Raw genomic sequence first — 21,780 nt, forward strand, 5'->3', positions numbered from 1 at the left:
GGTCGCGCGCATCCGGCGCGTGGCGCCACCAGACCATCGTGCGCCTTGTTCCGGCCCGGTGCAGACCGGGATCCGCGGATCCCGCGGGCGGGAGGGCGCCCGGGTGCGCCGAAGGCGCCCATCCCGGCCGCGGAGGCCGGGACGGGCGCCTTCGGCAGGACCGTCAGGCGAGGTCGAACCGGTCCAGGTTCATGACCTTGTCCCACGCGGCGACGAAGTCCTTCACGAACTTCTCCTTCGCGTCGTCGGCGGCGTACACCTCGGCGAGCGCGCGCAGCTCGGAGTTGGAGCCGAAGACCAGGTCGGCCCGGCTGCCGGCCCACTTCACCTCTCCGGTGACGGCGTCGCGGCCCTCGAAGGCGGTCTGGTCCTGCGAGGTCGCCCTCCACGTCGTGCCCAGGTCGAGCAGGTTGACGAAGAAGTCGTTCGTCAGCGAGCCGGGGGTCTTGGTGAAGACGCCGAGCTGGGACTGCTGGTGGTTGGCGCCCAGCACGCGCAGGCCGCCGACCAGCACGGTCATCTCGGGGGCGCTCAGGGTCAGCAGGTTGGCCCGGTCGAGCAGCAGGTACTCGGCCGGCAGGCGGTTGCCCTTGCCCAGGTAGTTGCGGAAGCCGTCCGCGGTCGGCTCCAGCGCCTCGAAGGACTCGGCGTCGGTGTGCTCCTCGGTCGCGTCGACACGGCCCGGGGTGAAGGGCACCTCGACCTGGAAGCCGGCCTCCTTGGCGGCCTTCTCCACGGCCGCGACGCCGCCGAGGACGATCAGGTCGGCGAGGGAGACCCGCTTGGCGCCGGAGGAGGCGTTGAACTCCTGCCGGACGCCTTCGAGGGTGCGCAGCACCAGCGCCAGCCGGTCGGGGTCGTTGACCTCCCAGCCGCGCTGCGGCTCCAGGCGGATGCGGGCGCCGTTGGCGCCGCCGCGCTTGTCGCTGCCCCGGAAGGTGGAGGCGGACGCCCACGCGGTGGTGACCAGCTGGGACACGGACAGGCCCGAGTCGAGCAGCTTGGTCTTGAGGACGGCGATGTCCGCGGCGTCGATCGGGTCGCCGTCGCGCTCCGGCAGCGGGTCCTGCCACAGCAGGGTCTCCGCCGGGACCTCCGGGCCGAGGTAGAGCGCCTTCGGGCCCATGTCGCGGTGGGTCAGCTTGTACCAGGCGCGGGCGAAGGCGTCCGCGAACTCCTGGGGGTTCTCGTGGAAGCGGCGGGAGATCGGCTCGTAGACCGGGTCGAAGCGCAGCGCCAGGTCGGTGGTGAGCATGGACGGGGCGATCTTCCTGGCGGAGTCGTGGGCGTGCGGGACCGTGCCCTCGCCCGCGCCGTCCTTCGGCCGCCACTGCTTGGCGCCGGCGGGGCTCTCGGTCAGCTCCCACTCGTAGCCGAAGAGGTTGTCGAAGAAGCCGTTGCTCCACCGGGTCGGCGTCGAGGTCCAGGTGACCTCCAGGCCGGAGGTGATGGTGTCCGCGCCCTTGCCGGTGCCGTAGGTGCTCTTCCAGCCCAGGCCCTGGTCCTCCAGCGTGGCGGCCTCGGGGTCGGGGCCGACGTGGTCGGCGGGGCCGGCGCCGTGGGTCTTGCCGAAGGTGTGGCCGCCGGCGATCAGGGCGACGGTCTCCTCGTCGTTCATCGCCATGCGACCGAACGTCTCGCGGATGTCGCGGGCCGCGGCGAGCGGGTCCGGGTTGCCGTTGGGGCCCTCCGGGTTGACGTAGATCAGGCCCATCTGCACGGCGCCGAGCGGATTCTCCAGCTCGCGGTTGCCGGTGTAGCGCTTGTCGTCGAGCCAGGTGGTCTCCGGACCCCAGTAGACGTCCTCCTCCGGCTCCCACACGTCCTCACGGCCGCCGCCGAAGCCGAAGGTGGTGACGCCCATGGACTCCAGCGCCACGTTGCCGGCGAGGATCATCAGGTCGGCCCAGGACAGCCTCTGCCCGTACTTCTTCTTGACCGGCCACAGCAGCCGGCGGGCCTTGTCCAGGTTGGCGTTGTCCGGCCAGCTGTTCAGCGGGGCGAAGCGCTGCTGGCCGGCGCCGGCGCCGCCGCGGCCGTCGCTGATGCGGTAGGTGCCCGCGCTGTGCCAGGCCATACGGACGATGAAGGGGCCGTAGTGGCCGAAGTCGGCCGGCCACCAGTCCTGGGAGGTGGTCAGCACCTCGGCGATGTCCTGTTTGACCGCGGCCAGGTCCAGGCTCCGGAAGGCCGCGGCGTAGTCGAAGTCCTCGCCCAGCGGGTTGGCCACGGCCGGGTTCTTGGCGAGGATCTTCAGGTTGAGCCGTTCCGGCCACCACTGGCGGTTGCCACCGCCCTGGGTCGGGTGCAGCGCCCGCTCGTGCGCGACGGGGCAGCCGCCGCTCCCCTCCTGCGCCTTCGCGTCTGTGACGATCGCGTCGTGGTTCTCGGTCATGGCAATCCTTCCGAACGGGCGGAACTAGGGGCTCAGGAACTACGAACGGTGGAACAGCCGGGACACAGGCCCCAGTAGACGACCTCGGCCTCGTCGATCGAGAAGCCGTGGTCGTTCGACGCGGTGAGGCAGGGAGCGTCACCGACCGCGCAGTCGACATCGGCGACGGCACCGCACGAACGGCACACGACGTGGTGGTGGTTGTCGCCGACGCGCCCTTCGAACCGCGCGGGGCTGCCGGCCGGTTCGATGCGGCGGACGAGTCCCGCGGCGGTGAGCGCGTGCAGCGCCTCGTAGACGGCTTGCAGGGAGACGTGGCCCACGCGGTCGCGGACGCCGGCGGCGATCGCCTCGACACCGAGATGGTCACCGCCCCGGACGGTCTCCAGCAGCGCGACGCGCGCCGCCGTCACGCGCAGGCCGGCACCGCGCAGTTCCTCGGCCGTGGCCGGAGTCCGGGAAGCGGTCATGTGGGCGAACCTATCCTCAAAAACACGAGGGGTTCAATAAAACGAACCGTGCAATTTCGGTGCCGGGTCCCCGACCCGCCGTCGGCCTGCGTTCACCCCGGCGCGGTCCGGCCCGCCGGCGCCCCGCCGTAAGTCCGCGCGGGGGGGGCGCGGGAGGCCGAACGGGAGCCGGGAGGGGTGGGCGGGGGCGGGGAACGGAAGGGGCCGGACACCGGTCCCGGGCCGCCGCCGAACGAGGCGGACGCCCGGCCGCCGGCGCGTCGTGGCTGCGGGCGGGGCCCGCGCTACCCCTTCACCTCGTCCGTCCTCTTCCCGGCCGAAGCCAGGGTTCCGCCCAGGAGGGCGGCTCCCAGTGGCCACGAACGCATGTGCACGGGGAGGGTCACGCACTGGTCCCCGACGCGCAGGAGCAGGCCCGCGTCCACCAGGTCCCGCGCGGCGGCGGCGTGCCGCGGGGTCCGGGCCGCCTCGGCCCACGCGCAGCCCTCCAGGGCCTGGAGGAAGACGTCCGTCATGGCGGGATCGTCCACGACGACCTGTCCGCGGGAGTCGGGCCGCTGGTCGACGACGGACAGGAACGCCGGTCCCTTGCGGAAGTACAACAGGCCGAAGGTGCCGGCGGACCGCCACTCGCCGACGGGTGCACCGCCCTCCCCCCGCACCGTGAGGGCGCCGGGGGCGGGAAGGTGGTCGAGCCGCGGGACCAGGTCCAGCTGGTCCGCGCCCAGGATCAGGGACCAGGTGACCCGGGCGCCGATCGAGGAGCACTCGCGGATCAGCGCGATGAGGCGCACGAGCATGTGGTCGGGGAGAGCCGGGAAGTCGGCGGGCTCCGCCAGCCGCACCCCCGCGACCGGCACCCGGGACAGGAGCGCCGTCAGCTCGGCGGCCGTGGGGAGCCCGGCCCCGTCGGCCCCCAGGGTCAGCGTCGCGGCCCCGGGCCGGCCGCCGGCCGGCGCGCGGCCCCGGGCCGCGGCCCGGGTGCGCAGTTCCCCGATGTCCATCAGCGCGTTCGTCATGACGCGGCGACCTCCTTGCCGTTGACCAGTTTCCGGCGGTACGGGTCGACCCCCAGGGCGACGCTCACGTACCGCCCCTCGTCCTCGAAGGCCAGGCCGCGATCGACGAAGTAGCGCAGCGTCTGCTCCAGTTCCGCCTCGCCGACGACGTGCCCGCTCTCGGCGAGCCGCCGGCGGATGCCCTCGCGCGCGGCGCACTGGAACATGCCGAGGTACACGTTGCTCCGGACGTCGTCCAGTTCGATGACCTCCTGCGGCCAGCTGGCGCGGCGGTCCTCGACGACCACCCGGCCCCGGTCGTCGGTCCAGTAGGTGAGGGTGCTGTGCCGGTAGGCCCTGGCCCACTCCTCGACCCCCTGCTTCAGCTCGTCCTCCAGGGGGCCCGCGATCCCCTGGATGCTGGTGTCGAAGAGGTAGACGAGGTCGTACAGTTCGTCGCGCGGGACCTTGTAGATGAAGTCGTATATCTCGGCCGGTCGCCGGAACATGAACCCCTGGCCGGGGTCCTCGAAGTAGGGGCTGAACCGCTCCAGCGCTATGCGCCACGCTCCCGTCGGCGGCTGCAGGTGCTCCAGGGTGGCGAACTTCCCGAGCAGCGGGCGGTAGTCGTCCTCGGTCTCGCCGGGGAAGCCGTAGAGGATGTTCCACGTCACGTTGAGGCCGAGGTCCTCCCCGTCGCGCAGCATCCGCACGTTGTGCGCGCCGCTGACGCCCTTGTCCATGAGGCGCAGCACGTGGCTGCTCAGGCTTTCGATGCCGGGCTGGACGTAGAGGACGTTCGCCTCCTTCAGGGTGCTCAGCTGCTCCCGCGTCATGTTGGACTTGATCTCGTAGTGGATCCTCAGGTCGCAGCCGAGGGCGGCCATCGCCGGCATGGCCGTGTTGAGGTACTTCATGTCGAGGATGTTGTCCACCATGATCAGGTCGAGGACCCGGTACCGCTCGGCGAGGTCCCTGACTTCTTCGGCGATGCGTTCGGGGGCCTTGCTCCGGAAGTCGATGTTCGACCCGTTCAGGCCGCAGAACGTGCACTGGTGGACCTCCCCCCACCAGCAGCCGCGGGAGGTCTCCAGCACCATCATCGGGCGGATGTGCTGCCGGAAGACCGACTTCTCGAGCGCCTCGAAGTAGCTGTCGTAATCGGGCGGGGGGACCGCGGCGAACGGCAGCGCCCCCTGGGCGGGCGGATTCACCACCGTCCGCCCCTCGTCCCGCCAGCTGAGGCCCGGGATGCCGGCGAAGTCCCGGCCTTCGGCGATGCGCCTCAGCAGCGCGGGCAGTGACCGCTCGCCCTCACCGCTCACCACGAGGTCGACCTGCTCGAAGTTGCGGTGCAGGGCGGGACCCTGCGCTCCGTCGCAGTTGCTGCCGCCGAGCACCGTGACGATGCCCGGCACGAGGCGCTTCAGTTCCCCGGCCAGCGCGAGGCACGGCACGTTCTGCATGAAGGTGCTCGTGAACCCGACGACGTCGGGCGGGTCGAGGGCGATCTCGGCCGCCAGGGCCCGGATGAACTGCCGGGCGTGCTTCTGCATCGCGACGGGCACGAGCGGGTCCACGTCCCGCTGCCGCAGGAACTCGGAGAACTCGTCGGCCCGGTAGGTGTCCAGGTCGTACAGCGCCGGGGTGAACACCCAGTCGCCCACGCCGTGGAACACCTGGACCGCGACGTGCTGGTAATCCGCCGACGTGATGGCGCCGTCGCTCTCGCGCACCAGGTGCTCGGCCCAGCGGATGTTGGCGTACAGCTCCTCGACGGCCCAGCCGGTGGCGTTCCTGCGAACGCACTGCCCGAGTATGCCCAGTGCGCTGGACGGTGTGTCGAGCCCTTGCCACGGCATGCTGATCAACAGGATTCTCATACGGTGCCTGCCCTAGGACGTCGGTGCGCGAGCGCGGAAGGGGTTCCGCCGGCACGGATCGGAAGGTGCGGGTGCGAAGGACATCGGGGAAGCCCGGGTCGGCGGGTTCCGTTGCTGACGGGGGCCCTCACGTGTTCCGGGCCGGCCGGCGGCGGCCGGCCCGGGGCGCCGCGCCGGTGGCGCCGCGCGTCCGGTGCCGGTGCCCGCGGCCCGTCGCCGCCTGCCGTGACCGGCGCCCGCGGCCCGCCGGGCCGGGGCGGGCCGGAGGCGGACGAAGCCGGCCCGGGAGGGCGGGACGGGCGGGCCGCAGACCTTGGCGAAGGGACCGCGGGGCCACGGTGCCGCGGACCTCCCCGCGCCGGTGGGGACGCGTGGTCCGGTGCCGGTGATCCGCCGCCGTGGGGGGCGCCGGGCCCGCCCGCGGGCCTCCGGGCGAGCCCGGCGGTGGCGGTCCGGCGCGGGCCCCGGTCCCCGGGCTTCACCCGTGCGTCGCCGGCCGCGCCGCGCGCGTGGCGAGCAATTCGTACAGCATCTCGTGGACCGGCGCGGTCAGGCCCGCCCGGCCGGCGAGGCGGACCACGGCCCCCGTCCACGCGTCGAGTTCGGACGGCCTCCCCTCCAGGATGTCCCGCTGCAGCGAGGTGGTCACGTCCGGGTGCTGCCGGTCCATCAGTCCGGTCGCCGTGTCCACGGCGTCCTCGGGCAGCGCGATCCCGAGCGCGGTGCCGGTCTCGTGGATTTCCCGCATGCCGGCGAGCAGCATCCGCCGGGTGCCGGGGCGCGACCGCAGTTCGCCGACGGTCGCCCCGGCGGTGGCGGCCCCCAGGCTGCCGATCGGCACCAGCAGCAGGAACTTCGCCCACAGCGCGGCCCAGATGTCGCTCGGCTCCGCCGCTGTCAGCGAGGCGTCGCGACACACCTCGCGCAGCCGCTTCACCCGGTCGGACACACCGCCGTCCCACTCGGCGAAGCCCAGCACCGCGGGGTCGCCCACGTGCCTCACCTCGCCGGGACCGGCCAGCGTGGCGACGATCCTGACCGTGCCGGGGAGCACCCGGCCGCGGCCGACGCGGGCCGCGACCTGCCCGGGGGCCTCCACGCCGTTCTGCACGGTGAGCACGGCGGTGTTCCCGCCGACCATCGGGCCCAGCGCGTCGACGGCCGCGGGCAGCTGCCACGTCTTGACGCAGAGCAGTACGTAGTCGACCTCGCCGATGTCCCGCGGGTCGTCCGACACCCGCGGGCTGCGCACGGACCAGTCCCCCGCCGCGTGCCTGACGCGCAGTCCGGTCCGTCCGAGCGCGGCGAGGTTCTCCCCGCGGGCCAGGAACCGCACGTCGTGCCCGGCGGCGGCGAGCCGGCCGCCGAGGTAGCCGCCGACTCCGCCGGCCCCCACCACGGCGATGCTCGGGCCGCCCGTTTCCCCCGTCATCCCTCCGCACTCCTCACCGGCTCCGGCTCGCGCCGCGCGTCCCGCACTACGCCCTTCCGCGCACCCGTCATCGCGGCAACCGCCCCCGCAGCCGCAGGGGGAGGGCCTCCAGGCCCCGGCTGAGCGAGCTGTCGGCGATCCAGGAGACCTCCTCGGGAGCCACCGCGAGCTCGAAGTGCGGCAGCCGGCGCAGCAACGTGCCGAACGCGATCTCGCCCTGCAGCCGCGCCAGCGGAGCGCCGATGCAGAAGTGGGCGCCGTGGCCGAAGGACAGGTGGCGGTTCGGCGACCGCGTGATGTCGAAGCGCTCCGGGTCGTCGTACACCTCGGGGTCGTGCCCCGCGGCGGACAGCGACAGGTGGACGAAGCTGCCCTTGGGTATGTCCACCCCGCCGAGCCGCATGTCCTGCGCCGCGATCCGCAGCGAGGCCCAGGCCGCCGACCCCTCGTAGCGCAGGATCTCCTCGATCGCCGAGGGAATCAGTTCGGGCTCGTCGCGCAGCAGGGCGAGTTGCCCGGGGTGGCGCAGCAGCAGCTCCGTCCCGTTGCCCACCATGTTGGCGACCGTCTTGTGCCCGGCGATGATCAGCAGGAGGATCGTGGAGAGCAGCTCGTCCTCGCTGAGGTCGTCCGCGTCCCTGGCTCTGATGAGTTCGCTCAGCAGGTCGTTGCGCAGTGCGTCGCGGCGCCGGGCGACCAGGGCGGTGAAGTAGTCCCGGAACTCCCCGCTCGCCCTCTTCAGGTCCGCCTCGGGGTGCTGCAGCGGATCCTGGCTGAGGACGTAGCTCCACTCCTGGAACAGCGGCCGGTCCTCGACCGGTATCCCCAGGTACTCGCAGATGGTGATGAGCGGCAGCGGCAGGGCGAAGGCGCTCAGCAGGTCGATCTCGCCCGACTCCGGGAAGGCGTCGATGAGGTCGTCGACGATGTCCTGGATGCGCGGGCGGAGCCGGGCGACGGTCGCGGGCAGGAAGGCCCGGCTGATGGGCTTCTTCAGCCGGGTGTGCTTGGGCGGGTCGGCGAAGCCCAGGTTGCCGATCACGAGGAGGCTGTTCTGCGCGGCCTTGTCCCGGTAGGGGTCGGGCAGGTTCTCGACCTGCTTGGTCAGCCGCGAGTCGCCGAACGCCTGCTCGACCACCTTGTTCCCGAGGACCGCGTACGCCCGGGCGCCGGGGGGGATGTCGATCCGGTGGACCGGGCACCGTGACCTGAGTTCCGTGGTCGCCGCGTGCGGAGACGGCCCGGGGTGGGTGAAGAATTCCGAGGGGAGAATGTCCGGCATCGTGACTCCTGGGCCCGCGTCATTCCACTGCCGCCCGCTGCCGCCCGCTACCGCCGGCACTATCCACACGACGTCTTCGTTCGCCACTTTCGTTTCGAGGCCGTCGAGGTCCCTGATGTCGTTGTCGTTCCGGTAGACGTTGACGTAGCGCTTCACGGACCCTTCCGGGTCCATGAGCCGTTCGAGTATGCCGGGACAACATCGGTCGAGGGCGTCGAGCGCCTCCCGAATGGTGTATCCTTCAACGGAAACTTGCCGCTGACCGCCGGTCAGCATGTGGAAGGCTGCGGGGAGTTTGATGGTCACCGAGGACATCGGAAGACTTCTACTGACATCCTGCGAGACGTCGGGCATGTCTCATCTCCTTGGATAGTCCCTCTTGTTTCGCCCTGCGGGAGCCGCACTCGTCAGTGGGGCGGGAATTCGACGTCGAACTCGTCGCGGATCGCCGGCGGAATGCGTATGTCGAGGCTTTCGCACCGCTCCGCGCCGGGCCGCCAGCCCGCCACCCGGTGCGCCGTGCCGCCGCGTCCCCCACGGATGTACCAGATCACGTTGACCGGCCAGCACGACTGGCGGAAGAGGTACTCGTCCATCCTGGTCGGGTTCTCGCTGAGCTCCTGGTAGCGCTCGTGCGGCGGGCCGATCTCGTGCCAGTTCGGATGCGAGTGCACGGATCCCATCAGCTCCCGGCCCCGGACGGACTGCTTCTTGATCGCCTGGAGCACACCCTTCCCGTCGCACCAGAACCCCCGTCCCGAGTTCCTGTACACATCGCCGAACCGGGGGGCGATCGTCCCTTCGAACTCGGCCATGACGCTCTCGTCACTGTCGCGCACGTTCGTCACGAATTCGATGCCGCTGATCGTTATCTCGACGCCGTCCGACTCTCCGAACAGAAGGGCCGAGGCGCGCGGCAGGTGGGTGGGGACTCCGTCGCCGTTACGGCTGTCCAGGCATTTCTGGTACTCCTGGACCGCATGGTCGATGAAACGCCTGGCGGGTTCCGGCTCCCATCGGGCGATTGCCGGAAGGCCGCCGAACGGCGAAGCGCGGTCCGCCTCGCCGGCCGCACCGCGGTCCGCAGCAGGAGTCACACGTTGAGCATTCCTCATGCCTGCCTGTACCTCCCCCATTGATTTCCTGTTGAAACCTTGCGTGGAACAGACGGGCGGGACTTCTCCGCACTTCGCGGAACACGGCTCCCTCTTGGCCGTTCATTTGGCCGGATGCCGCAGCAGTCTCCGCTTCGCATCACGTCGGCGAGGAGGGCCGATCAAGCCAACCTGCAAGAAGGGGGTACTCGGAAACCCTGGAGCGTTTCGGCTTTGTCGAAATACCAGTGACTTAGGCCCCTGTTGTCCGCGGCCGGCGCGGCGGGCGCCGGCCGCGGTGGCCGGCCGGGGGCGTGCCGGGGCCGCGACGCGGTGGTCCGCGTGGCCGGGGGCCGGCCGGCGGTCTCGCGTCCGGCGGCGCCCGGGGCCGGCCCGCGCCGGCCGGCGTACCGGCTGCCGGGCCGTGGCCGCCGGTGCGCCGCGGCGCTGTGGACGGCGGCCGAAAAGTCCCGGGTGGGCGGGACGGCGGCAGCGGGAGCAGGGGACCGCGGCGCGCCCCCGCGCGCCGCGTGCGGATTCCGGCCCGTCCGCGTGCACGCCCGTGCACGCCCCTGCGGGACGGGGGTGGGGCACCGTCACGCCACGCGGGGGCGGCGCCCCATCGGGCCGGGACCGTCAGTACCGGCTGTTCATCGCGGCACGCACCTCGGCGAGCGTGGCGTCGGCCACCGCCCGTGCGCGCTCGTTGCCCTCGCGCAGCGTCCGGCGGAGGAAGGCGCGGTCCTGCGCGTACTCGGTGCGGCGCGTCCGGATCGGTGCCAGGTACTCGTTGACCGACTCGGTCACGGTCTTCTTCAGCGCGGCGGCTCCCGCGGCGCCGATGTCCTCGGCCACCTGCTGCGGGGTCCGGCCCTGGCAGAGGGCTGCCAGCAGCAGGAGGGAGGAGACCTCGGGACGAGTGGCCGGATCGTAGGTGATGTGCCGCTCGGAGTCGGTCTTGGCGCCCTTGAGCAGCCGGGCGGTCTCGTCGGCGCCGGCCGCCAGGGCGATGGCGTTGCCCCGGCTCTTGCTCATCTTCGTGCCGTCCGTGCCGAGCAGGAGCGGTGCGCTCGACAGCAGGGCGTCGGGCTGGGGGAAGACGGCAGTGCCGTTCCCGTAGCGGTCGTTGAAGCGGCGGGCGACGGTCCGGGTGACTTCCAGGTGGGGAAGCTGGTCCTGGCCGACCGGGACGAGGTTGGCCTTGCAGAAGAGGATGTCGGCGGCCTGGTGAACGGGATAGGTGAACATCAGGCCGCTGACGGCGGACTGGCGGGAGTGGGCGATCTCGTCCTTGACCGTGGGGTTGCGGTTGAGTTCGGCGACGGAGACGAGGCTGAGGAAGGGCAGCATCAGCTGGTTGAGCGCGGGGACGGCGCTGTGCGTGAAGACCGTGCTGCGCGCCGGGTCCACGCCGATGGCGAGGTAGTCAAGCACCAGTTCCTCGACGTGCCCGGTCAGGTTGTCCGCCACGTCCCGGTCGGTCAGGACCTGGTAGTCGGCGATGACCACGAACGTCTCCACCCCGAGGTCCTGCAGGCGTACCCGGTTGTGCAGGGTCCCGAAGTAGTGCCCCAGGTGCAGGCGGCCGGTGGGGCGGTCGCCCGTCAGGATGCGGAACCGTCCGGGATCCTCGAGGATCTGCTCCTCCAGCACCGCGCTGCGGGCCTGTGCGGTGGACGTCCCGAGCGTGTCGGCGGAAGGACCTGGGGCGGAGGCGTCGGGGTCCACGGTCTGGGGGGTGGTGTTCACAGGGTCTCCTGGTGCGTCGGTCTCGCCGCCAGGATGGCAGAGCCCCGGTCCAGGGGGACGCGAACGGGCCGTCCATCCGAACGGCCCGGTCATGCGTGAGAGGTGGCCGCTCCTACGAGGAGCGCCACCAGCTCAGGCGGGGGGAAAGCTGCATGCGCCCATCGTAGCGTCCGCCGCCGTGCCCCCACAGGCATTGCCCGGCCATCCGCCGGAAGTACCGGGGGCCGGGAGGGCCGGAGGGACCGCCGAGGAGGAGCGGGCGGGTGCGGGCCTGCGGGCGGGTTCACCCGTCCAGGTGCACCGGAGCGGCCGTCCGTGGCGTGCCGGGGGCTCCGTCGTCCGGCAACGGTGTGAAGTTCGCGGCCGGACGCGAGAGCACGCCGGCGACGGGGCAGGGAACCCCTCCATGCCCCACGCGAACCCTCTGCGGCAGGTGATCCGATGACCACGGCGACGACCCGGACGCCCCGGACGCCGCCCGCACGCACCGGCGCGGACACGGCCGCGGCGCGCCCCGTCCCGCCCGCGGCCAGGCCCTCCCTGCCCTCCCTCACCGGCCTGCGCTGGGTGGCGGCGCTGCTGGTGTTCGGCCTGCACGTGAGCAACTTCGGTTACTTCAAAGGCGGTGCCGGCCGTCTCGTGTCCTGGGGGTTCGGGGCCGGTGCGACGGGCGTCTCGTTCTTCTTCGTGCTGTCCGGCTTCGTACTGACCTGGTCCGCGCGCCGCCACGACCGCGCACGCGACTTCTGGCGGCGGCGCGTCGCGCGGATCTACCCGGTGCACCTGGTCACCCTGGCCGCGGCGCTCGTCCTGGCGTACGCGCCGGCCCACCAGGCCAGGCCCGGCCGCTCCCAGGCGCTCGCCAACGTGCTGCTGGTGCACTCCTGGTGGCGGCCCTGGTGGCAGACGCTGAACCCGGTCAGCTGGTCGCTGGCCTGCGAGGCCTTCTTCTACGCCGCGTTCCCGGCGCTCATCGTGCTGCTGCGGCGGCTCGGTGCCCGCGGCTCCGCGGCGCTGGGCGGCGTGTCGGTCACGGCGGTGCTGGGCCTCGCCTGGGCGGACGCGCACCACTGGATCGGCCAGTCGCCCTATTCCCTGCCCGCCGCCCGCCTGCCCGAGTTCGTGCTCGGCGCGGTCGCGGCCCGGCTGGTGCTGCTCGGCCGCTGGCGCGGGCCCGGGCCGGAGGCGTCGCTGGCGGTGGCGGTCATCGGTTACTTCCTGGTCCCTCAGGTCACGCCCGGGTACCCCGCCACCGTCTGCACCCTGGCCGGGTTCGCCCTGCTCATCCCCGCGGCCGCCCTCGCGGACCTGCGCGGGCTGCCCTCGCCGTGGCGGGGCCGGCGGCTGGTGCGCCTGGGGGAACTGTCGTTCGCCTTCTACATGGTCCACCTGCTGGTCCTGCGCGCGGCCACCGGCCTGCTGGGCACGAAGCCGCACTTCGGCGTCCTGGCCGGACTGGCCGTCACCAGCGCCGTGTTCACCGTGTCCCTCGCCCTGTCCTGGGTGCTGTACGAGGCGGTGGAAGTCCCCGCCCGGCGCCTGCTGCTGCGCGGCCGCCGTTCCGACGCGCCCCGGCCGGTCCTGCCGGCTCCGGTCCGGGCGCGACGCGGCGAGCCCCCGCCCCCGGTGGCGGCACCGGACCGGAGCCGGTGACCGCCCCGGCCCCTACCGGGTACCGGGCGCGGGGAGTCGGGGGGCGCACCGGCCGCGGGCGGTGCCGTGCCGGCCGGCCGGCCGGTGCGGTGCGGTGCGGTGTTCGCAGGAATACCCTGCGCGCGAGCAGGAACCCGTACTCCAGACACAGTCGACAGCAACGAGAGGTGCAACTCATGTCGCAGGTCGAGGAGTCCGTGCGGGTCGACGTCCCCGTCCGTACCGCCTACAACCAGTGGACGCAGTTCGAGACCTTCCCGAAGTTCATGGAAGGCGTGGAGCGCATCGAGCAGCGCACCGACACCCTCACGCACTGGGTGACGAACGTGGGCGGAGTACGGCGGGAGTTCGACGCCGCGATCACCGAACAGCGCCCCGACGAGCGGGTCGCCTGGACCACCGTCGACGGCGAGGCGAAGCAGGCCGGTGTGGTGACCTTCCACCGCATCGACGACTCCACGACGAAGGTCATGCTGCAGCTGGAGTTCGAGCCCGAGGGCGTGGCCGAGACGGTCGGCGACAAGCTGGGCCTCGTCAAGCGGCGGGTCTCCGGCGACCTCAAGAGGTTCAAGGAGTTCATCGAGCAGCGCGGTGGCCTGGAGACCGGTGCCTGGCGGGGCGAGGTCGGCGGATCGCAGGGCGGTGGGGCGTTCTGATCGGTTCGTACGCGCGGGTGATGGGGAGGACGGCCAGGAGAGGTCGCGCGCATTCGGGGTAGACGCGGGCGAGAGCGGCCCGGCGGCAGGCTGCCGCCGGGCCGCTGCCGCATGAGGGTACGAAGGAGCTGTGTCGGACGTGCGCGGGGAAGCGGCCGGTGGGCCACCGGCGGGGACGAGGCGTGCCGTGGGCGCCGCGCGCCGGCCTCCGTCCCCCGGCCGGCCGGCCCGCCTGCGCTCCTCGCCCGCCCCGGCCGACCCGGAGCTGCTGCGGACGACTGGTGCGCGTGACCTCGTGAACGGCCTCGCGGCCGCCTGGCGCCCCCCGCACCCGGCGGTGCCCCGCGGCCTTCCGGACGCCGTGCGCCGTGCTCCGGTGGAGCGCGGCGCCGGGCCGTGCCCGGCCGGCCGCGGCCCGACCGCGCCGGCCCCGCCTTTCCCACCCGCCCCGTCCGTTCCGCGTGCCCGGTCCGGCGGCGGTGCGGCACCGGTCCCGCCGGGCCCGCTCGGGTCCCCTTCGAAGACCCCGCGGTCGGGTGCCGGGACGACCGGAGGGGTTTGTCCGGGCAGGAGCCCGACGACTACTGTTGCCACACGGCAATGATCGGCGGAGGACCGGTCGGCTGGCCGCGGCGCCAGGCAGCTGGAAGGGAGAGGATGCAGGTGTCAGAGCAGGACGCGGCCGAGTCGGCGCCGCAGCTCGTGGGCGCCTTCCTGAAGCACCGACGGGAGCAGATCGTCCAGCGCTGGGCGGACGCACCGCTGTTCCGAACGGTCTTCACCGTCTCCCGCGACGAAGCGGTGGAGGCGTGCGGGGCGGTCGTGGACGCCCTCTGCGAAGTGGCGTCCAGCGGGCGCCTGGAGGACATCGGGGCCCCCGGTTTCGAAGCCGTGCGCGACCAGTTGGGGCGCATGACCGCGGCCCGGGCGCGCACCGGATCGGGCCCGGCCCAGGTCACCGAGGAGGTCGCCGCGCTGCGCGCCCCGGTGCTGGAACTGCTGCGCGAGGAGTTCCCCGACCCCGCTTCCCCGCGCGCCCGGGAGGGCGTGCTGGCCCTGACGCTGCTCATCGCGACACTGCGCCTGGTGGTGATGGAGACCGCGCTGCACGCCGGCGAGGACCTGATCGAGCGGCAGCGGCAGCAGCTGCTCGAAGTGGCCACGCCGGTCGTCAAGCTGTGGGAGGGGACCGTGGCCGTCCCGCTGATCGGCACCCTGGACAGCGTGCGCAGTCAAGTGGTCATGGAGTCCCTGCTGGAGGCGGTCGTCGACCAGCGGGCCCGGTACGCGATCCTGGACATCACCGGCGTGCCCACCGTGGACTCGCTCGTCGCCCAGCACCTGATGAAGACCGTGGCCGCCGCCCGGCTGATGGGCGCCGAATGCATCGTCTCCGGTATCCGCCCGGCGATCGCGCAGACGATCGTGCAGCTCGGCATCGACCTGGGACCGGTGCTCACCCGTGCCTCGCTCGCCGACGCGCTGGCCTACGCGCTCGGCCGGCAGGGCATCGAGGTCTCCCGCGCGGACGCCGGTGCGGGCGCCCGGTGAACGGGCCCCTTCCCGGCCGGGCCCAGGTACCGGTGCTCGCCCTGGGCGACGTCCTGCTCGTCACGCTGCAGGGCGAGCTGCACGACGGCACGGCCGAGCAGCTCCAGCAGGACATCACCAGCCGCATCGCCGCCAGTGGGGCGGCCGGCGTGGTGATCGACGTCTCCGGCGTGGACGTCGTGGACTCCTTCCTGGGCCGGGTGCTCGCGGAGATCGCCGCCACGGCCGGGCTACTGGCGGCCCGCACGGTGCTCGCCGGCATGCGGCCGGCCGTGGCCATCACCCTGGTCGAACTGGGGCTCACCCTGCCCGGCCTGGTCACCGCCCTGGACGTGGACCGCGCCATGGAACTGCTGTCGCGAAGGGGGACGTGATGCCGGCGTCCGGCCGGATCCCCACGACCAGCCTGCCCATCGGGTCGGACGCGGATCTGGCCTGGGTCCGGCAGCAGGTGCGGCAGTGCGCCGCCCAGCTCGGGTTCGGCCTGGTGCAACTGACCAAACTGGTCACCGCGGCCAGTGAGCTGGCCCGCAACACCCTGGTGCACGGCGGCGGCGGCCGGGCGGAGCTCACTCCGCTGAACGACGGCCGCACCCCGGGGCTGAGGATGGCCTTCGTCGACAGCGGCCCGGGCATCCGCGACCTCGACCTGGCCATGACCGACGGCTACACCACCGGCGGCGGCCTGGGGCTGGGACTGAGCGGGGCGAAGCGGCTCGTGAACGAGTTCTCCGTCGAGACCGAACCCGGCCGGGGCACCACCGTCACGGCCGTCGCCTGGGTGGCGCACGTGCCCTCCGCCCGTCCGGGGGTGCGATGAGCCGGGTCTGGGAGGTCCCCGTGCACGACTCCACGCGGGTGCGGGGCGTCCGCGTGGCGGTCCACGAGGCGAGCGCCCACGCGGGCCTCGGCCGGGAACGCACGGCGGCCGCCGAACTGGTCGCCACCGAGCTGGCGGCCAATCTGCTCGGGCACGCGGGCGGCGGGCAGCTGGTCGTGAACCTGGTGGGCGCGCCGGACGCCTCCGGCGGGTCCGGCGCGTCGGTGCAGCTGTACGCGCTCGACCACGGGCCGGGCATCGCCGACGTCGCGGCGGCGATGCGGGACGGCCGGACCACCACCGAGGGGTCCCTGGGCGCGGGTCTGGGCGGTTGCCGGCGCATCGCCGACGCCTTCGACCTCTTCAGCGCCCCCGGCCGGGGCACGGCGGCGGCGGCCCGGATCGACCCCGCGCCGCCCGCCTCCGGACGGGGCGCCCCGCCGGCCCCGCCCGTCGGCGGCATCACCCTCGCCCTGGCGCGGGCCGAGCACTGCGGGGACGGCTGGGGCTGGGCACGCTCCGGTGACCTGCTGACGCTGGTGCTCGCCGACGGCCTCGGCCACGGCCCGAAGGCCGCGCACGCCTCCGCCGTGGCCGTCGCGGAACTGCAGCGGGCCGCCCACCTGCCGCCCGACGAGGTGCTGCGCGTCCTGCACACCGCGCTGCGGCCCACGCGGGGCGCGGCCGTGGCCGTGGCCCAGGTCGACGGCCGGCGGGAGGAACTGCACTTCGCCGGTGTCGGCAACATCGGTGCCCGGCTGCGCGCCGGGGACCGCTGGACGGCCCTGATCTCCCACCCGGGCGTCGTCGGGGCCCACTTCCCGGCGCGCGTCCCGGTTCGACGGGTGCCGTGGGACCGGGACAGCCTGCTCGTCGCGCACAGCGACGGGCTGCCCTCCCGGTGGGAGCCGCCCGGCGACCCCCGACTGCTCACCCGCGACCCGGCGGTGGTGGCCGCGGCGGTCCTGCGCGACGCCGGCAGTCCCGCCCGCCCCCTGCGCGACGACACCAGCGTGGCCGTACTGGCCCCCGACCGCCGGACCGGCTCCCATGACGACCGCCTCTGACATCTGGACCATCGCCTCGGCCGCCGACGCGGCCCGTGCCCGCGCCCGCCTGGCCTGCCTCGCGGCCGGCAGCGCGGCGGGCGCGGTCGAGCGCGCCCGTTTCCTGACCGAGGTCGGCGCCCGGCTGCGGGAGGGCGTGGAGCGGGGCGGCGCGGACCTCGCCGTCTCCACCGGTGCGCAGGAGGAACTGCGGGTCACGGTGCGGCAGCCGGGCCGGCCGGGCGCGTGGGAGCGCACGCTGCCCGGCCCCGCGCCCGCCGCGGCGCCGGACGGCGGGGGCGGCAGGGAAGGCGGGGAGGACGGGGAGGACGGGGAAGGGGCCGCCGCGGAACTCGCCGAGGCGCTGCTGTGCGCCGACGAGGACACCGCCGCCGTACTGGCGACCCTCGCCGAGAGGGAGGAACTGGTCCGGTTCCACCGGGAGGAGCTGCACCAGACCAACCAGGGCGTCCTGGCGCTGCACGCGGAGCTGGAGGCCGCCGCGCTGGCCCAGCGCGAGCTGCTGGAGGCCGAGCGCGCGGCCCGCGCGGAGGCGGAGAACGCCCGCCGCCTGCTGACCTTCCTGACGGACGCGAGCGCCACGCTGAACGCCTCCCTCGACCACGAGGACATCCTGCGCAGGCTGCCCGGTCTGCTCGTCCCGGAGTACGCGCACCACGTGGACGTCTGGCTCGCCGACGACGACCGGACGCCTCCGGGCGACCGGGCGGCCGCCACGGTGACCGCGGTGCGCACCGGGCGCCCGCAGCACGCGGCCGCGCACCCCGCCGGCCTGCCCGGCGTGGACGACCTGCCGGCCTCCGCCCTGTCCCCCGACCGGCCGCTGCTGTGCGTTCCGCTGGGCGCGCGCACGGTGCAGGGCGTGCTGACGCTGACCGCACCCGGCGACCGCTTCGACCCGGACACCGCCGTCATGCTGCTGGAACTGGCCCGGCGCGCGGGCATCGCCCTGGACAACGCCCGCCAGTACGAGCGGCACCGGGACGTCGCCGAGGCCCTGCAGCGCGCACAGCTCACCGACCTGCCCGTCATTCCGGAACTGGCCCTGGCCGCCCGCTACCTGCCGGCCACGCACGGCCTGAACATCGGCGGCGACTGGTACGACGCCTTCCCGCAGCCCGACGGGAGCGTGCTGACCGTGATAGGGGACGTCACGGGGCACGGGCTGCGCGCCGCGGTCATCATGGGGCAGCTGCGCACCGCCCTGCGCGCCTACGCCGTCGAGGGCAACGGGCCGGCCGGCATCCTCACCCTGCTGCACCGCATGCTCCGGCACCAGCAGCCGGAGCTGTACGCGACGTGCGCCATCGCCCGGTTCACACCCGGTGACCCCACCGTCGTCTGGGCCGCCGCCGGCCATCCGCCCGCCCTCACCCGCGGCCCCGGGGGCGAGGTGCGGGTGCTGGACGCCAAGCCGGGGATCATGCTGGGCGTTCCGGTGCCCTTCGAGTACGAGGAGCACACCGTCCGGCTGCCGGCCGGTTCGACGCTCGCGCTGTACACGGACGGGCTGGTGGAGCGCCGGGCCGCGGGGATCGACACGGGCATCGCCCGGCTGGCGCAGGCACTGGCGGCCCTGAGCGCGGCGGACATGGAGGACCTGGACGCGGCGGCCGAGTCGCTGCTGAAGCCGATGCTGCACGATTCCGAGCACGACGACGACGTGTGCCTGCTGCTGTGCCGCACGGCACCGGAGGGGGCCTGAGCCGCACGGCACCCGAAGGGGTCCGGCGGGCCGGCGCGCGCCCACCCGGCGGGCGCCGGCCCGTCCGCCCGCGGTGCCGTGCGGTCTGCTCGTGGTGCCGCCCGGTCCGCGGACCGCACCGGCCGCGGACCGCACGGGCCGGGGACCGCCGGTCAGCGGCGTGCCACGACCCTCAGCGTCTCCAGGGCGGGATCCGCGGCGTCCGAGATCAGGAAGCCGTGCTCGATCCCGCTGCGCAGGTAGTCCAGCACGTCGGCGGTGATCACCTCGCCCGGGGCCACGACCGGTACGCCGGGCGGGTACGGGCTGATCATCTCGGCGCAGACGCGGCCCACGGCCCGGTCGGCGGGGATCTGTTCGGTGGGGCCGAAGAAGGCGTCGCGCGGCAGGACGGCCTGTTCGAGTTCGAGGACGTGGGGCTCGGGCAGGTGGACCGGGGGCTGCCGTTCGATGGAGTCGGCACGCTCGACCAGGCGGCGCAGGGCGTCGTGGAGGACCTTCTCGCTCTCGTCGTCGTCGGCGTGCGTGAGGGAGGCGCTGATCCGGCAGCTGTCGGAACCGCCCACGTCCACGTGGAGGTTGGCGCGCAGCCACTCGGCGGCCTGCATGCCGCTGATGCCGAGGTCCCGCACGTCGATGACGATCTTCAGGGGGTCGAACTCGGCGGCCAGGCCCTCCTCGATGATCTCGCCGCCCATCACCCGCAGTCCGGGCAGCTCCCGCAGTCCGGCCCGCAGCCGTTCGGCGCGGTGCAGGGCGGCGTCCAGCAGGGCGTGCCCGTGCTCCACCATCTGCCGCCGCCAGCCGTCCAGGGCGCCGTGCACCAGGGAGGAGGCGCTGGTGGTGCCGAGCAGGTCCTCGCGCTGCTTGAGCACTTCGGGGGCCACGCGGTCGTGCTGGAGGTGGAAGACCGAGCTCTGCTCGATCGCGCCGCCCATCTTGTGGACGCTGGTGACGACCAGGTCCGCGTCCGCGTTCATGCCCCAGACCGGCAGGCCCGGGTGGAAGGGCAGGTGGGCGCCCCACGCCTCGTCCACGATGAGCGGCACGTCGAACGAGTGGCAGGCGTCGGCGACGCCCCGGACGTCCGCGCAGGTGCCCCAGTCGGTGGGCGTGATCAGCAGCATGCCCTTGGCGTCGGGGTGTTCGCGCAGCCGGTTGCGCACGTCGTCGGGCTCCGGCGGGTGGGCGAGGTGCCGCTCGCGGTCGAACTTGGGGTGGACCCAGATCGGTTCCACCCCGTTGATGATGACCGCGGCCATGACGGCCTTGTGCGCGTTGCGGGACAGCAGGAGCTTCTCCCCCGGGCCCGCGACCGAGAGCATCGCGGTCTTGACCGACAGGGAGCTGCCGCACGTCGAGAAGAACGCGTGTTCGGCGCCGACGGCGTCCGCCATCAGCTCCTGGGCCTGTTCCAGGACGCCCTGGGACTGGCGGCGGTCGTCCAGGCCGTTGAGGCCGAGCACGTCCGAACGGAACACGTCCATGCCGAGGACCTCCGCGACCCGGGGATCGGTACCGCGCCCCTGCCGGTGGCCCGGTGGCCCGAACACCACGTCCCCCCTGCGCCGGAACTCCTGCAGGGCGTCCAGTACGGGTGCGCGTGAGTGGTCCACGGTCGTCCTCCTCCCGGGACCGGGTCCGGGCGTACGGCACCGTTTCGCCGTACGCGTCACCGCCCGGTGCCGCACCGATCGTGTTGCACCCGCCGGGCGCTCCAAACCCCCGGCCCGGTGTGGGTGCCCCGATCGGTGGAACCCGGCATGACGGGAAGTCGGCCGACCGTGCGAGGAGGTCCGCGTTGTCCAGCCCGCAACTGCCGTACGAGCGCGTCCGGGACGAGGTGGCGAGGCGTGCCGGCCTCTTGTGGGAGGTGGCGTCGGCCCTGCACGCGGACCCGGAGCCGGCCTTCGGCGAGCACCGGGCGGCGGCCCTGCTGACCGATGAGCTGGAACGCGCGGGCTTCGCCGTGGAACGGGGGGTGGCGGGCCTGCCGACGGCGTTCGCGGCGCGTTCGGGCCAAGGACGGCCCGCGGTGGCGCTGTTGATGGAGTACGACGCCCTGCCCGGCCTGGGGCATGCCTGCGGGCACAACCTGATCGCGGCCGCCGGCCTCGGTGCCGCCCTCGTCGCCGACGCCGTGCTGGCGGGGACCGGGGGGTCGGTGCTGGCGGTGGGCACGCCGGCCGAGGAGGGGGGCGGCGGCAAGGCCCTGGAGGTGGCGGCGGGGGTCTTCGACGACGTCGACGCCGCCTTGATGTTCCACCCGGGGGTGTACGACTGGGTGCGGGCGCCCCTGACCGCGCAGGAGCAGTACCGGGTGGGCTTCCGGGGCCGGGCGGCGCATCCGACGGGCAGTCCGACGGAGGGCGTCGACGCGCTCGCGGCGCTGATCGAGCTGTTCAACGTGCTGTCCTCCCTCGGCCGGCGGCTGCCGCAGGGTTCGCACGTGCAGGGCATCATCACCCACGGGGGCACGGCCACGAACATCGTGCCGGAGTACGCGGAGGGACGGTTCGGGCTGCGGGCGCTCACCACCGGCGCGCTGGACGACCTGGCGGCGCGGCTGCGCACCGCGGCCGAGGGTGTCGCGTCGGCGACCGGTACGGCCGTCGAGGTCGAGCGGGCGACCGTGCGCTACGAGCACTTCCGCGACAGCGGGGTGCTGTCCGGGCGCTTCGCCGGCCACCTGGACCGGGCCGGGATCACCCTCACCCCGCCCGTTCCCGGTGTCTACCTGGGCTCTTCGGACATCGGCAACGTCAGCGGCCGGGTGCCCGCCATCCATCCGTTCGTCGCGATCATGGACGACAGCGGCTCCGACCACACCCCCGAGTTCGCCGCCGCGGCGGCCTCGGAGCGCGGCCGCCGGGTATTGACGGCCGTGGTGGAGGCGTTGGCCTGCACGGCCGTCGACGTGCTGCGGGACGCGGACCTGCGGACCCGGGCCTGGGAGGGGCACCGGGCCGGGGCCGGCGCGCCCTGAGCACGGCGGGGCCCCTCCGCGCCACCGGGGCGGGCCGGC

At 73.7% G+C, this 21,780-nt stretch carries 17 protein-coding genes; 8 read left to right on the forward strand and 9 right to left on the reverse strand.

Annotated elements, in window-relative coordinates:
- Positions 1-163: 163 nt before the first annotated feature.
- The 8 genes from katG to trpS form a co-directional block, all read right to left on the reverse strand.
- The gene (katG, locus tag QQY24_RS03025) at positions 164-2,395 is read right to left on the reverse strand and encodes a catalase/peroxidase HPI (protein ID WP_301971102.1); all 2,232 of its coding nucleotides are present in this window, start codon (positions 2,393-2,395) and stop codon (positions 164-166) included.
- 32 nt (positions 2,396-2,427) lie between these two features.
- Positions 2,428-2,865 carry a Fur family transcriptional regulator gene (locus QQY24_RS03030; protein ID WP_301971103.1) on the reverse strand — a complete coding sequence of 146 codons (438 nt, stop codon included), beginning with the start codon at positions 2,863-2,865 and terminating at the stop codon, positions 2,428-2,430.
- 284 nt (positions 2,866-3,149) lie between these two features.
- Entirely contained in the window at positions 3,150-3,884 is a 735-nt protein-coding gene (locus QQY24_RS03035) for a DUF5825 family protein (protein WP_301971104.1), read from the reverse strand.
- On the reverse strand, positions 3,881-5,746 hold the full coding sequence (locus QQY24_RS03040; protein ID WP_301971105.1) for a RiPP maturation radical SAM C-methyltransferase: 1,866 nt from the start codon (positions 5,744-5,746) through the stop codon (positions 3,881-3,883). Before QQY24_RS03040 ends, QQY24_RS03035 begins: the two co-directional genes overlap by 4 nt.
- Positions 5,747-6,224: 478 nt before the next feature.
- A complete protein-coding gene (locus QQY24_RS03045) occupies positions 6,225-7,178 on the reverse strand; it encodes a 2-dehydropantoate 2-reductase (protein WP_301971106.1) in 954 nt (317 codons plus the stop codon).
- 67 nt (positions 7,179-7,245) lie between these two features.
- Positions 7,246-8,814 (reverse strand): cytochrome P450, encoded by a 1,569-nt coding sequence (locus QQY24_RS03050; RefSeq protein ID WP_301971107.1) that lies wholly within the window; start codon positions 8,812-8,814, stop codon positions 7,246-7,248.
- A gap of 53 nt (positions 8,815-8,867) precedes the next feature.
- Positions 8,868-9,557: a hypothetical protein gene (locus QQY24_RS03055; RefSeq protein ID WP_301971108.1), complete on the reverse strand. Its 690-nt coding sequence runs from the start codon at positions 9,555-9,557 to the stop codon at positions 8,868-8,870.
- 633 nt (positions 9,558-10,190) lie between these two features.
- Positions 10,191-11,303 (reverse strand): tryptophan--tRNA ligase, encoded by a 1,113-nt coding sequence (trpS, locus tag QQY24_RS03060; protein ID WP_301971109.1) that lies wholly within the window; start codon positions 11,301-11,303, stop codon positions 10,191-10,193.
- Positions 11,304-11,744: 441 nt separating this feature from the next.
- On the opposite strand from trpS, the gene QQY24_RS03065 reads away from it, so the two are divergent.
- The 7 genes from QQY24_RS03065 to QQY24_RS03095 all read left to right on the forward strand — a co-directional run bounded on the left by QQY24_RS03065 (position 11,745) and on the right by QQY24_RS03095 (position 18,755).
- Positions 11,745-12,956, forward strand: coding sequence for an acyltransferase (locus tag QQY24_RS03065; protein WP_301971110.1), 1,212 nt, complete (start codon positions 11,745-11,747; stop codon positions 12,954-12,956).
- A gap of 176 nt (positions 12,957-13,132) precedes the next feature.
- The gene (locus tag QQY24_RS03070; RefSeq protein ID WP_301971111.1) at positions 13,133-13,612 is read left to right on the forward strand and encodes an SRPBCC family protein; all 480 of its coding nucleotides are present in this window, start codon (positions 13,133-13,135) and stop codon (positions 13,610-13,612) included.
- A gap of 657 nt (positions 13,613-14,269) precedes the next feature.
- Positions 14,270-15,163, forward strand: coding sequence for an STAS domain-containing protein (locus QQY24_RS03075; protein ID WP_301971112.1), 894 nt, complete (start codon positions 14,270-14,272; stop codon positions 15,161-15,163).
- Positions 15,160-15,537 (forward strand): STAS domain-containing protein, encoded by a 378-nt coding sequence (locus QQY24_RS03080; RefSeq protein ID WP_301971113.1) that lies wholly within the window; start codon positions 15,160-15,162, stop codon positions 15,535-15,537. Before QQY24_RS03075 ends, QQY24_RS03080 begins: the two co-directional genes overlap by 4 nt.
- Positions 15,537-15,983 (forward strand): ATP-binding protein, encoded by a 447-nt coding sequence (locus tag QQY24_RS03085; protein WP_301971114.1) that lies wholly within the window; start codon positions 15,537-15,539, stop codon positions 15,981-15,983. Before QQY24_RS03080 ends, QQY24_RS03085 begins: the two co-directional genes overlap by 1 nt.
- On the forward strand, positions 15,980-17,050 hold the full coding sequence (locus QQY24_RS03090) for an ATP-binding SpoIIE family protein phosphatase (RefSeq protein WP_301971115.1): 1,071 nt from the start codon (positions 15,980-15,982) through the stop codon (positions 17,048-17,050). Before QQY24_RS03085 ends, QQY24_RS03090 begins: the two co-directional genes overlap by 4 nt.
- Entirely contained in the window at positions 17,034-18,755 is a 1,722-nt protein-coding gene (locus tag QQY24_RS03095; protein ID WP_301971116.1) for a PP2C family protein-serine/threonine phosphatase, read from the forward strand. Before QQY24_RS03090 ends, QQY24_RS03095 begins: the two co-directional genes overlap by 17 nt.
- A 152-nt stretch (positions 18,756-18,907) precedes the next feature.
- Here the strand turns inward: QQY24_RS03095 and QQY24_RS03100 are convergent, their stop codons facing one another.
- Positions 18,908-20,371, reverse strand: a complete 1,464-nt coding sequence (locus QQY24_RS03100; protein WP_301971117.1) for an aminotransferase class I/II-fold pyridoxal phosphate-dependent enzyme — start codon at positions 20,369-20,371, stop codon at positions 18,908-18,910.
- Positions 20,372-20,556: 185 nt separating this feature from the next.
- Here QQY24_RS03100 and QQY24_RS03105 point away from each other — a divergent pair, with 185 nt between their 5' ends.
- The gene (locus QQY24_RS03105; RefSeq protein WP_301971118.1) at positions 20,557-21,741 is read left to right on the forward strand and encodes an amidohydrolase; all 1,185 of its coding nucleotides are present in this window, start codon (positions 20,557-20,559) and stop codon (positions 21,739-21,741) included.
- Positions 21,742-21,780 lie beyond the last annotated feature (39 nt).

The organism is Streptomyces sp. TG1A-8, assembly GCF_030499535.1.
Taxonomy (GTDB): domain Bacteria; phylum Actinomycetota; class Actinomycetes; order Streptomycetales; family Streptomycetaceae; genus Streptomyces.